Below are 12,712 nucleotides of genomic sequence, written 5' to 3' on the forward strand. Positions count from 1 at the left end.
TATGAAAAAATACATACTAACGCCTATTTATTATGTCAATGATGTCCCGCATATCGGGCATGCTTATACTACGATTATCTGCGATATTATGGCTAGATTTTATCGTTTGCAAGGGCATGAGGTTATCTTTAAAACCGGCACCGATGAACATGGTCAAAAAATCGAAGAAGCCGCTGCTAAACGGGGCAAAACACCGCAACAATACGCAGATGAAATCAGTGCGAAATTCAGAGAATTATGGGATAAATTTGAAATTTCTTACGATATGTATTCAAGGACGACAGATAAAAACCACGAAATAGGCGTGCAAAATGTATTTCGCAAAATGTATGAAAACGGCGATATTTACAAGGGCGAATATGAGGGGAATTACTGCGTTAGTTGCGAGAGTTTTTTCCCGTCAAATCAGCTAATAGACGGTGAATACTGCCCTGATTGTGGCAAAAAAACTAGAATTTTAAAAGAAGAAAGCTATTTTTTCAAACTCAGTGCTTATGGCGATAGGCTCTTAAAATGGTATGAGAGCGATAAGTGCATTTTGCCTTTGGGTAAGAAAAATGAGGTTATAAGCTTCGTAAAAAGTGGCTTAAAAGACCTTTCTATCACACGCACAGGCTTTGATTGGGGGATTAAAATTCCAAGCGAGTTAAAAGATGATAAACATGTTATTTATGTTTGGTTGGACGCTTTAATGGATTATCTCACTTCCATAGGTTATGGTGTAGATGACGCTAAAATGGACTTTTGGGGCGACACGCTTCATATAGTCGGCAAGGATATTTTGAGATTTCACGCTGTGTATTGGCCGGCGTTTTTGATGAGCTTAAATTTGCCTATGCCACGCACTATCGCAGCGCACGGCTGGTGGACTAGGGACGGACGCAAAATGAGCAAAAGCTTAGGCAATGTCGTAAATCCTGCCGAAGTGGCTGAGGCTTATGGTTTGGAGCAGTTTAGATACTTTTTGCTCCGTGAGGTGCCGTTTGGTCAAGACGGCGATTTTTCGCAAAAAGCTATCATTAGTCGCATAAATTCAGAACTTGCAAACGAACTTGGAAATTTATTAAACCGCATTATCGGTATGAGCGCGAAGTATTCGGCAAATATCATAAACTCCAAAGATGTCTTAAAATACTACACAGATGAGATAAACGAGGCAAATGCTTTGATAAGCTCGGCAATCGCTCAACTTGAAGAAGTCGCGACAAATCGCTATTTAGAGGAGCTTTGGAAGGCTCTTGCGCTGGCAAATGGCGCGATTGCAAAATACGAGCCGTGGAATTTGATAAAAAATGGCGAGAGCGAAAAAGCAAATGCGCTTGTGGCGCTTGTAGCCAATATTTTGGCCAAAGTTGCTGTGCTTTTAAGTCCTGCAATGCCAAAAACTGCGGATAAAATCGCCTCTGCGCTGGGATTTAAAATTTCAACTGAAATTTACGAAAAACTCTGCCTTCGTGGTGAGTTATTGGATTATAGCGCGAGTGCGTGCGAGCCGCTGTTTGCGAAGGTAGAAAGCGAGCTTATGAGCAGACCAGAGGCAAGTGTCGAGCCTAAAAAAGATGAAAACGCTGAGGCACAGATCAAAATCGATGATTTTGCAAAATGCGTGATTAAAGTAGGCAAGGTCTTGGAGTGCGAAAATATCGAGGGTAGCGATAAATTGCTAAGATTTATGATTGATTTAGGCGAGGAAGCTCCACGCCAAATCGTCAGCGGTATCGCTAAATTTTATAATCCAAAAGAACTAATTGGCAAACAAGTCTGCGTCTTAGCAAACCTAAAACCAGCCAAAATTTTCGGCCACATTAGCCAAGGTATGATTTTAAGCGCGGAAGACGGCAAACTCACGCTTCTTGGCACACATGGCGAAGTAAAAAACGGCGCGCGAGTAGGGTAGGTTTGTGCTGTTTATCTCCCAAATTTCGGCACAAATTTTGCTAAAATTTAGCGCGAATTTACGCATTTTGGCGATTAAACAATGACAAATTTAGCCAATCTAGTCCGCATTGTAAATGGAAAAATGCTAAACCGCCCGAGTGTTTCGGCGGTGGAGAGTTTTTCTATTTGTGCGCATAAAATTCACAAAAAAGCAGCCTTCATAGCGGTAAATGCGAGCGCAAAAGATGTCGAGACGGCTATTGCAAACGGCGCTTATGCTGTGATTTTTGATAGTGATTTTAAGGTTAGCAACGACGAGGTCGCCTTTATCAAGGTCGAAAATTTAAATGTCGCCTTGCTTAGAATGATTAAATTTTTAGGCGATATTTGGCGTCATCAATTCGTGCTAATTGATGAAATCCAAGCCTCGATTTTGCGCTTCATCAGCGTGCCAAAAAACCTGATTTTTGCCCCAAACACGCTTCACGAGCTTTTTATTCATCTAATCAGCCATGAGCAAAAGCACATTTATTTCACCAAAAATAGGGAGTTTTTGCAGCTTTTAGAGATTAGCTATCAAAAAATCGAAAAAGATGAAAATTTAAGCGAAACTTACAGTGGGTCGATATTTTATTCGAGTTTTATTTATGATGAAATTTATTATTCAAATTTAGTTTTTCCGCAAATTTTCCTGCCAGATTTGTGTGGAATTTTGAAATTTTTGGGGCGCAAAAATATCGAATTTAGACTTCAAAATTTCAGCGCTCTAAGCCATTTTGAGCCGATTTTCGTGGATAAATTTTTAAATATCACCCCTTTTGGCGAGAGTTATCGCGCCTTTATCATCGAAAGCGATAAAGAGCTTTTTGTGCGCGCGGCGCAGTATTTGCGGGCTAAATTTAGGGATAAAATTTTAATTTGTGCGAGCTGGGACGATGAGTTTGGCGAAACCGCAATCGATTTTAGATTTTCAAAACTAGAAATCCTAAAAACAATCCCAGAGTTTCACTATGCCCTGATTTACGGCAACCGCGCCGATATAGTGAGTTTTTTGAGCCAAAAACCGCGCGAGAAAAATCTGTTTTTTTAAATTTAGGAGGCGTGAATGAAAAGTGTAGAAAATATAGAAAATCTCATAACGAGCAATCCTTGGATTCACAAACTCCATAAGGCTGGGCTTTTGCGCATTATCGCTGAGCCTTGCGATATCGATTTAGAAATCGCTCACATTAGCTATATCGAGGTGAAAAAGCCAAATTCGCAAGCTCTGCTTTTTTTGAACCCGACAAATTCAGCTGGGGCGAAATTTGCGCCGGTGCTGACAAATGTTTTTGGGAGTTTTGAGGCGCTAAATTTGATTTTAGGCCGTGAAGTAGAGGAGATCGCAGGCGAAATCGAAGCACTTTTAAAGCCAAAAAAACCAAAGAATTTTAAAGAAAAAATAGATTTTCTCTCGTATTTAGTATCGCTTCGCAAGGTTTTTACAAAAAGAAAAAAAGTGCGGGGCGAGTGTCAGCAGGTCGTGCATACTGGTGCGGATGTCGATTTGGGCTCGCTTCCTATCCTAAAAACTTGGAAAAACGACGGCGGAGCGTTTATTACTATGGGGCAGGTTTATACGAAAGATTTAAACGGCGATACCCAAAATTTGGGCATGTATCGCTTGCAAGTCTATGATAAAAACCACCTTGGCATGCACTGGCAAATTCACAAGGACGGCGCGCATCTCTACCACGAATACGCGCGCGCTGGGCGCAAAATGCCAGTATCAGTGGCGATCGGTGGCGATCCGCTGTATATCTGGTGCGGTCAAGCGCCCCTGCCAAAGGGCGTTTTCGAGCTTTTACTCTATGGTTTTATCCGCAAAGAGCCAGCCTGCCTAGTCAAATCTATCACAAACGATATTTATGTCCCGCATGACGCGGATTTCGTGATAGAGGGTTTCGTCGAGCCTGGCGAGATGTGCGATGAGGGGCCATTTGGTGATCATACGGGCTTTTATACGCCGATTTTGCCGTTTCCGGTGATGAGAGTGGAGGCTATCACGCACAAGACAAATCCGATTTTTGCCGCCACGGTCGTGGGCAAACCGCCACTAGAAGATAAATTTATGGGATACGCCACGGAGCGCATTTTCTTGCCACTTTTTCGCACGAGCGCGCCTGATTTGATTGATTATCGTATGCCTGAAAATGGGGTTTTCCATAACCTGATTTTGGCTAAATTTAGCTCTCGCTACCCAGCACACGCACAGCAGTTAATGCACGCATTTTGGGGCGTGGGGCAGATGAGCTTCGTAAAACACGCGATTTTTGTGGGTGAAGATGCGCCAAATTTGGGCGATTACAGGGCGCTAGCAAAATTTATCCTTGATAGAATTTCGCCTAAATCGCTCACATTTAGCGAGGGTGTGTGCGACCAGCTAGATCACGCTAGCCCAAATGCGTGCTTTGGCGGCAAGCTTGGTATCGATGTTTCGCAGTCTAGCGCGAGTCCTGCGCCACAGGTGCTTAGCGATGAGGATTTGTTGGAGAGCTTTCATAATATCAAAAAAGATGTAGTCTCCCTAGCACAGCACTTTACCGAGTGCAAAAATCCCTTTGTGCTTGTGAATTTGAAAAAATCTTCGAGTGTGAGGGAGACCTTTGAACTGCTTTGCAAGGAAGCTGGGGCGAATTTTAAAATTTTGATTTTCACAGATGAGAAAAACGACCCAAACAACCTGTATATGAGCCTTTGGCGCGTGGTGAATAATATCGACGCTCTGCGCGATGTTTTTATAAACGGCGAGCATATCGGAATCGACGCTACTAGCAAGGGCGCGCAGGACGGGTATGATAGGCAGTGGCCGGGCGAAACGCTGTGTTCGCGCGAAGTGCTAGAAACTCTGGTAGCTAGGGGGCTTATCGAGCGCGACGAAGAGTTTTGGCATAAATTTGAGATAGTTTAAATTTGGAGATTGGAAATGTTTGAGAGCATACAGGGATTTTTTAATTCACAGATTACTTCGCTTTTGTTAGAAGCGACGCGAGATACGCTGTATATGACCTTCGTATCGACATTTTTGGCGTTTTTGCTAGGTAGCGTGCTAGCTATCGTGCTGGTGCTCACGCGCGCTGGCGGGCTATACGAAAACCGCTCGCTATACGCGGTGCTTGATATCGTGGTGAATATCTTGCGAAGTTTCCCGTTTATTATCCTGCTAATCGTGCTGTTTCCATTTACGAAAATGCTCGTAGGCACGAGTATCGGCACCACGGCGGCGATTGTGCCTCTAACAATCGGCTCTGCGCCATTTATCGCGCGTCTAATCGAAAGTGCGCTAGTCGAGGTCGATCCCGGCGTAATTGAGGCTGCGAAGAGCTTCGGGGCGAGTAAGTCGCAGATAATCTTCCGCGTGATGTTTATCGAGGCACTGCCTGCGATAATAAACGCGATTACGCTTACTTTGATTGTGATTATCGGATTTACGGCTATGGCTGGCACGGTCGGCGGCGGTGGACTAGGTGATGTGGCGATTAGGTATGGATTTCAGCGTTTTCGCCCTGATATTATGGCTTATACGGTCGTGATTTTGATAGTAGTCGTGCAGATTATCCAAAGCGTGGGAAATTTGCTATATAAAATCACGAAAAAATAGGGAAATTGCGTTAAGTTTGCTTGTAGAATTTGAGTGAATTTGAATTTGTGAATTTGAATTTGTGCGCAAATTTAGGTTGATTTGAGAGAAATTTTCGCTGTTTTCAGACGCTGTTTTGGCGGACTGTTTATTTTCGCGTCAAATTTCAAAATTTGATTTAAATTTTAGCTATTTAACTTAAAATTTGAAATTTAGCGCAAATTTGCTTTCAATTTTATCTTAAATTTATAATCCTTTGGGTAAAATCATATTTCTTATTTTTTGTGGCCCATTCGTCTAGCGGTTAGGACACTGGCCTCTCACGCCGGTAACAGGAGTTCGAGTCTCCTATGGGTCACCAGTTTTAATTTTTAATCATTTCTTCATATTTATGATTAGTTCCTAAACAATGATATTCATGCACTTGTTCTTTTTGCTTTTATATTATAATCATTTTGTTAATTTACAAATTTAAATTTACTAGTTGCGTAAGTTTAATTTTTTAAAGGGACTAGACTAGCATTATGGTATAATAATGCTAGTCTAGTCCCTTGGTTATATGCTACTAAATATTTATTTTATGGCATGGGTTGCACAGGAGCCATTTGGAGTGAGAGATTATGTGTTGCAACTAAATTCTAAATTGAGTAACTATTTTTGGATAATGATTTTTTCGCTGTTTTTTCCTATTGGAATATTTTGTATTTTTATTGGTTTGTTTATGGGAATAATAATTCTATTAAATTTTAAAAATAGTAAAAATTTTAAGAAGTAGAGTATGGGCTATGGTTGTGTTGAAATCATTTCAAATTCACCCATTAACAAAATTAAACAAAAATCACATAAAAATCACATTTTTTCCAAATTTTAAGCAATATTATTTGTAAATGCTAGATAAATTCAAATTAAATTTATGTAACATTATATACAATTTTACAAACAATTTTTTTTGTTTTGAATTCTTTTTTGAGGAGGCAAAAATGCTTTGGTTTTTCTTTTGTGTAGCGCTTCTGATTGGAGCGTTTTTTACATACGGAAAATTCGTAGAAAGTGTTTTTGGTGCCAGTGCTGAGCGCAAAACTCCTGTGCATGACATGGCCGATGGCGTGGATTATGTCAAAATGTCAGATTGGAAAATCTATCTGATCCAAATCCTAAACATCGCCGGTCTTGGACCTGTATTTGGTCCGATTATGGGTGCGCTTTATGGTCCTGTGGCTATGCTATGGATCGTCATCGGAACGATTGTAGCAGGTGCTGTGCATGACTACTTTTCTGGTATGCTAAGCGTGCGCGCAAACGGTGCTTCTATCCCTACCGTCGTAGGTGTGCAGTTAGGAAACTGGGCGAAACACTTCATGAATATTTTCGCTCTTGTATTGCTCGTGCTCGTTGGTGTTGTTTTCACAACTGGTCCTGCTGGCCTTCTTAAAGGCATTACAGGTATGGAAGCTGGTATTTGGGTAATCATCATTTTTGCTTACTACTTTATCGCGACACTATTTTCAATCGATAAAATCATCGGTAGATTTTATCCGATATTCGGTGCTTTGCTGATTTTCATGTCAGTTGGTCTTACTGTCGGATTTATCGTTAGTGGCAGAAGCTTCTATCCAGAGGGTCTAAATTTCTTCGTAAATATGGATCCAAAAGACCTTCCGCTATGGCCATTGCTTTTCGTTACTATTAGTTGTGGTGCGCTTTCAGGCTTCCACGCTACACAATCACCGCTTATGGCTAGATGTATCCAAAACGAAAAATCAGGTAGAATGGTTTTCTACGGCGCAATGATTGGTGAGGGTATTATTGGTCTTATTTGGTGCACACTTGGTCTAAGCTTCTATGAGACCAGAGAGGCTCTTGCAGCAGCTGGTAACCCAGCACAAGTAGTCCATGAGATCTCAAAAACACTTCTTGGACCTGTTGGTGGTATCATTGCGGTTCTTGGTGTCGTTATTTTGCCTATCACATCTGGTGATACTGCGTTCCGTGCGGCTCGTTTGATTATCGCCGATTTTTTCAAAATGCCACAAAGAGATATCGTAAAACGACTTTTCATTGCCGTTCCGTTATTTGCTATCGGTATCGGTCTATCTCAAATCGACTTTGGTATCATTTGGAGATATTTTGGTTGGGCGAACCAAACAACTGCGACTATCATGCTATGGGCAGCATCAGCCTACCTATACCGCAGAGGTAAATTCTTCTGGGTTACTTTGATCCCAGCAATCTTTATGTCAAATGTCGTAATCGCTTACCTTGTAAATGCGAAAATCGGCTTTAACATGCCTATGACTATCGCGACAGCGGCTGGTATCATCGGCACTATCGTTATCTTGCTACTATTTTTCAGACTCAAAAAAGTTAGCGAAGAATAATCAATAAAGGGGCAAATTTTGCCCCTTTTTTAAATTTTAAAATTTTAAATTTTATCCATTTTTTAAAATTTGTTCCACCGCGCGAGTAAAATCTGCCAAATCGAAGCTTTGCATTAAAATTTGAGCGTTTTTATAGCTAAATAGTATCCTACCATACCACCCACCGTCGAATACACTCTCGTAAGTCGTGGTAAAACGCTAATCCCAGCGCTTGAATCGCTCTATCTCTGGGCGCAAACGCAAATGAGTGGAGAGTGAAATTTAGGCTAAATTTGCAAATTTAGCCTATCTAAATTTTTCCCAAATTTTAGATAATCCATAATCATTTTATCAAATTTATCCCTTGTTGATTTCGGCGAAAGTATCACAAAATCAGGAAACCAACGCCTTGCTAGTGGCATTAGCATATCATCGCTACTTATGGTAAATTCGACCACTCGCCATAAATTTTCTAAAATTTCATCGGTGATTTTTTGCGAAGCGAAAAATGTCTTTTTCTCGAAAAATTTAACCACTTTTGGCGAGATAGCCACTCGCACCACAAAGGGCTCGGCTCTGTATCCGTCAAAAAATGTTTCTAAATTTTGTATAAAATTTTCTGTGTATTTGTCGGTATAAAAAGTGTTTTTAAGCAACCTAATCTCATCTATAAAATTTACTCTTAAAACCTCGAAACCGCTGTTTTTATCGCAATCCCTGAGCGTTGCGACAGACCAATTTCCCTTTGAATAAATAAGCTTTAAAATTTTTACATTTTTTAAAATTTCATTATCGTATTTTAAATTTGTATATTTTTTAAATTTAATCGCTTGTTGAAGTTTGGCAAAAATATCTAAATTCGGCGTTTTTTCGTGCGGTGAGCCTTTTATTAAAAAAATTTCGCTTAGCTCTTTTTCTAGTTTTTCATCGACTTTTTTGTGCGCTTGTGGCAAAAATTTACTAAATCCGGGATTTATGATATGGAGTAAATCGATGAGTTTTTCGCTTTCGTTTTGGTATTTGTTGGGACTGATAAAGGTTTTGAAAAATTCTGTATTTTTGCAGATATAGCTTCCTTTGGCGAGTTTTGCGATAAATTCTTCGCCAAAAATCTCTCGCAGATCTTTTACATATCTTCTGGCTGTGCGGGTTGAAATGCCTGTTTGTAGGGCATAATCCTCGATGATTATCTCTTTTCCGCTAACGAAATCTTTAAGCAATTCCAAAATTTCAAAAACTTTTTTATTTGCCATGAAAAATCCAAATTTAAAAATCAAAAAGAGCGGAAAAATCCGCTCTTTTATTTTACCATAAACCTAGAACTTTCCACCAAATTCCGCCTATAATCGTCCAAATAAACAGATTTATCAGCGTTGTGATAAAGCCTAGCCTCCACCACTCGTTTTGGGTGTTGTAACCTGCACCAAAGATTATCGGTCCAGGAGCACCGCCGTAGTGGGTGATTGGCATCATAAGGTTACTTGCATAAGCAAACACGAGTGCTACGAAAACGCTAGGAGCTCCCGCTGCGATAGCAACTGCACCAAAAGCCGCATACATCGCAGTAATGTGCGCAGTTAAACTAGCAAATAAATAGTGCGAATAAACATAGATTAAAAGCAAAATTCCCATTATCAAAATCCAGTTTATATCGCCCATACCGCCTGCGACGGTGTCTGAAAACCACTTGATAAAGCCAAGTTTATTTAAACCGCCTGCAAGTGCGATTAGCGCACCCATCCACATTAGCGTATCCCATGCGCCTTTTTCGCCGATGACATCGTTCCACTCTAAAATTTTTAAAGCAACCATAACACAAACCGCTATCATGCCGACATTGGTCGCATTTATGCCTGTTAGGGTGCCGGTTGCCCATAAAAGCAATGAGCCGATAAAAACGCCTAGCATACATTTTTCACTTTTTTGCATAGGTCCGATTTTTGCAAGTTCAGCTTTTGCGATTTCCTTGCCTTGCGGAAACGCCTTTATTTCAGGCGGATAAATTTTATAAAGCACAAAGGGGATTATTATAAGCGAACAAATCGCAGGAACAATCGCACCAAGCGCCCACAATGTCCAGCTAATCTCCACACCAAATGAGCTTAACGCTAAGCTTGCAATTAGCGGGTTTCCTGCCATAGAGGTTAGAAACATACCATTTGTAATGGTGTTTCCTTGCCAAAGCGTTTGCATAAAATATGCTCCTGCCTTTTTTCTGCTTCCTTCATCAGGCTCAGAACCTAACGCCTTAGCTAACGAATTTACGATAGGAAATAAAATTCCACCAGCCCTAGCACCGCTACTTGGCATAGCAGGGCTGATAACCGCATCACTTATGACGATGGAGTAACCTAGCTTTAAGGTGCTATCTCCCAAAAGCGAGATGATTTTATAAGCAATGCGCCTACCAAGCCCTGTTTTGATAAATCCGCGCGCTATCATATACGCGCTTACGATCAACCAAATAGTCGAATTCCCAAAACCAGCCAATGCTTCTGCTGGTTTCATCGTTTTAGTTAAAATCGTAATCGTAACACCGATAAAGGCAACCGCTCCGATTGGAAGCGGTTGCAAGATAAGACCTAAAATCGTCGCAAAAACTATGGCGAAAAGATGCCATGCTTGATCACTCACAGCCTCAGGATGCGGACAAAACCATATAAGAAGCCCTATAATAACGACTAGAATTCCTTTTGTAAGCTTATTCATAGCTTATCCTTTTAAATTTATCCGAAGTATTTTTTACTATCTTCGATAACTCTATCTACAAAAGTAGCACTCAATCCGACATATTTTTCAGGCTGCATGATTTCTTCTAAATCTGCTCTTGTGAAATATTTACTAACCTCTTCGCGTTCTAAAAGATCGTCGATTACTGGTTTGCCGTCTGTGAAGGCTTTCATACAAACTTCATAAACGATTTCGTGCGCAGTTAAACGACCAAGCTTTTCGCCTAGGTGTAGCATTACGGCTTCGCTTAGCATTGCGCCTTTTAGTGCATTAAGATTTCTTTTCATATTTTGTGGATAAACAAGTAAATTTTCTAAAATGTCGTTGATTTTTTCAAGCGCACCTGCGATTAAAATAGAGCTTTTTGGAATTGCGTCCCACTCGACCGCCTCGCAACCCCAGTCGCGCTCGTTTTCGCACTCCATAGCCTCTACCATTAAAGGAGCTTGTGCGCGGACAATTTTAGTTAGAGCGATTACGCCTTCGCAAACTTGCGGATTTCGTTTATGTGGCATAGTAGAGCTTCCTACTTTTCCCATGAAAAACGGCTCTTCAACCTCGCAAATTTCAGTGCGTTGCAAGCTTAGAATTTCTCTTGCAATTCTGCCGATTGTTCCTGAGATTATCGCAAGAGTTGAGACATATTCAGCCATATGATCTCTGCTTGGGTGCCATGAAATAACCGGGATATTAAGTCCTAAATCTTCCATCATAAGTTTTTGCATTTCTAAGCCTTTGCCCTCTTGGCTCGCCATAGTACCAACTGCGCCACTTAGCTGTCCTACCAAAACTCTTGGCTCGATTTCGTTTAATCTATCAAGGCTTCTGCGAATTTCTTGCGCCCACATTGCAGTTTTAAAACCAAATGTGATAGGCAAAGCGTGTATTACATGCGTTCTACCAGCCATAACTGTGTTTTTGTGCTCGGCTGAAATTCTCAATGCCTCTTTGTAGGTTTTTTCCAAAAGTTTTTTGATGAGCGGTAAGGCTTCTTTGATTTGCAAAACCATACCATTATCCATGATGTCTTGGCTTGTCGCACCCCAATGCACAAATTCGCCACTATCATCATCAAAGACTTTTTTAAATTCTTTTAGCAAAGGAACGATTGTGATAGAGCTTTTGTAGTTTTCACCTATCGCATCTAAATCTAAAAGCTCGGCTTTGGCAAATTTTGTGATTTGCTCGGCGCGTCTTGGCTCGATAATGCCTAGTTTTGCTTGCGCTCTTGCAAGAGCAGCTTCGGTATCTAGCCATTTTTGCGCTTTGTTTTCGTCGCTGAAAATCTTTCTCATCTCTTCGCTGACGAACATAACTCTAAAAACTCTACTATCTACAACACCTGATGCCATTTTGCACTCCTTAAAAAGAAATTTGTTTTTCTAATTTTCTTGACAAAATTTTACTGAATAAAAATGTCAGAAATTGTCCGTTTGGATTTTAAAAAATTTGGGTTAGTGAAATTTTGATTTAAAAAGTGCGCTGTTTTGGGAATTTTCTGAAATTTGGCTAAATTTGATTTATTTAAATTTAAGCCCAAATTTAGGGAATAATTTTAAAAATAGTGTCAAAATTCGTCCATTTAAATTTAAAAAAAGCCAAATTTTGATTTGGCTAAATTTTAGCGAATTTTACCAGCTTTGGATTTGCGATTTTTTGGTAATCTTTCGCGTCTAAAATCACCGAGTGATCGAGCAAGCCTGCGTTAAATGCGATTTCGTCATATCGCTCAAAAAGCGCAGGGTCGCAGACTAAAACTAGCTTTTCGTGGAAGCTAAACGGCGGCACAGAGCCAAAAACGCAATCACTTAGCTCCAAACCCTCTGCTGGCGATACTAGCGAAGCGCGATTTCGCTCGAACGCCCTTGCTAGCGCGCTCAAATCCACTTGCATATCGGCTGGAAGCACGGCTAGGGCATAGATTTTTTCTCCGCCACCTTTTAAGGTGCAAATCAGAGCTTTTGCACCCTGACCAAGCTCGGTGCCTCTTGCTTTGGCAACCTCTGCGCTAGTGCCTACACTATCGTGAGTTACGACGCGAAATTTTGCTCCATTAGCCTCTAAAATTTCAACGATTTTATTAAAAATTTTCTCGCTCATTTTCAATCCTTTTTAAATTTTAAAAGCT

At 40.6% G+C, this 12,712-nt stretch carries 10 protein-coding genes and 1 tRNA gene; 7 read left to right on the top strand and 4 right to left on the bottom strand.

Annotated features, from left to right (window positions below; all coding sequences use genetic code 11):
* The first annotated feature begins 1 nt into the window (after position 1).
* From metG to OFO07_RS07875, 7 genes are all read left to right on the top strand, one after another.
* Entirely contained in the window at positions 2-1,897 is a 1,896-nt protein-coding gene (gene metG, locus OFO07_RS05505; protein WP_270871230.1) for a methionine--tRNA ligase, read from the top strand.
* Between the two features lie 81 nt (positions 1,898-1,978).
* On the top strand, positions 1,979-2,968 hold the full coding sequence (locus tag OFO07_RS05510; protein ID WP_270862374.1) for a hypothetical protein: 990 nt from the start codon (positions 1,979-1,981) through the stop codon (positions 2,966-2,968).
* A 15-nt stretch (positions 2,969-2,983) separates the two neighbouring features.
* On the top strand, positions 2,984-4,828 hold the full coding sequence (locus OFO07_RS05515) for a menaquinone biosynthesis decarboxylase (protein ID WP_270871231.1): 1,845 nt from the start codon (positions 2,984-2,986) through the stop codon (positions 4,826-4,828).
* 15 nt (positions 4,829-4,843) lie between these two features.
* Positions 4,844-5,518, top strand: coding sequence for a methionine ABC transporter permease (locus OFO07_RS05520; RefSeq protein WP_270871232.1), 675 nt, complete (start codon positions 4,844-4,846; stop codon positions 5,516-5,518).
* A 265-nt stretch (positions 5,519-5,783) separates the two neighbouring features.
* Positions 5,784-5,858 (top strand) — tRNA-Glu (locus OFO07_RS05525).
* Positions 5,859-6,477: 619 nt separating this feature from the next.
* Positions 6,478-7,875, top strand: coding sequence for a carbon starvation CstA family protein (locus tag OFO07_RS05530; RefSeq protein ID WP_270859151.1), 1,398 nt, complete (start codon positions 6,478-6,480; stop codon positions 7,873-7,875).
* Positions 7,876-8,028: 153 nt separating this feature from the next.
* Positions 8,029-8,133: a winged helix-turn-helix transcriptional regulator gene (locus OFO07_RS07875; RefSeq protein WP_442867876.1), complete on the top strand. Its 105-nt coding sequence runs from the start codon at positions 8,029-8,031 to the stop codon at positions 8,131-8,133.
* Positions 8,134-8,141: 8 nt separating this feature from the next.
* Here OFO07_RS07875 and OFO07_RS05535 read toward each other — a convergent pair whose 3' ends face one another.
* The 4 genes from OFO07_RS05535 to OFO07_RS05550 all read right to left on the bottom strand — a co-directional run bounded on the left by OFO07_RS05535 (position 8,142) and on the right by OFO07_RS05550 (position 12,684).
* Complete coding sequence (locus tag OFO07_RS05535) at positions 8,142-9,107, bottom strand: helix-turn-helix transcriptional regulator (protein WP_270871233.1); 966 nt, start codon at positions 9,105-9,107, stop codon at positions 8,142-8,144.
* 52 nt (positions 9,108-9,159) lie between these two features.
* Entirely contained in the window at positions 9,160-10,563 is a 1,404-nt protein-coding gene (locus OFO07_RS05540) for an anion permease (RefSeq protein ID WP_270871234.1), read from the bottom strand.
* Positions 10,564-10,580: 17 nt separating this feature from the next.
* Positions 10,581-11,936 (bottom strand): adenylosuccinate lyase, encoded by a 1,356-nt coding sequence (gene purB, locus OFO07_RS05545; RefSeq protein ID WP_270871235.1) that lies wholly within the window; start codon positions 11,934-11,936, stop codon positions 10,581-10,583.
* Between the two features lie 262 nt (positions 11,937-12,198).
* Positions 12,199-12,684, bottom strand: a complete 486-nt coding sequence (locus tag OFO07_RS05550) for a YbaK/EbsC family protein (protein ID WP_270871236.1) — start codon at positions 12,682-12,684, stop codon at positions 12,199-12,201.
* Positions 12,685-12,712: the final 28 nt, after the last annotated feature.

The sequence above is a fragment of the Campylobacter sp. JMF_06 NA1 genome (assembly GCF_027737785.1).
Lineage (GTDB): Bacteria > Campylobacterota > Campylobacteria > Campylobacterales > Campylobacteraceae > Campylobacter_B.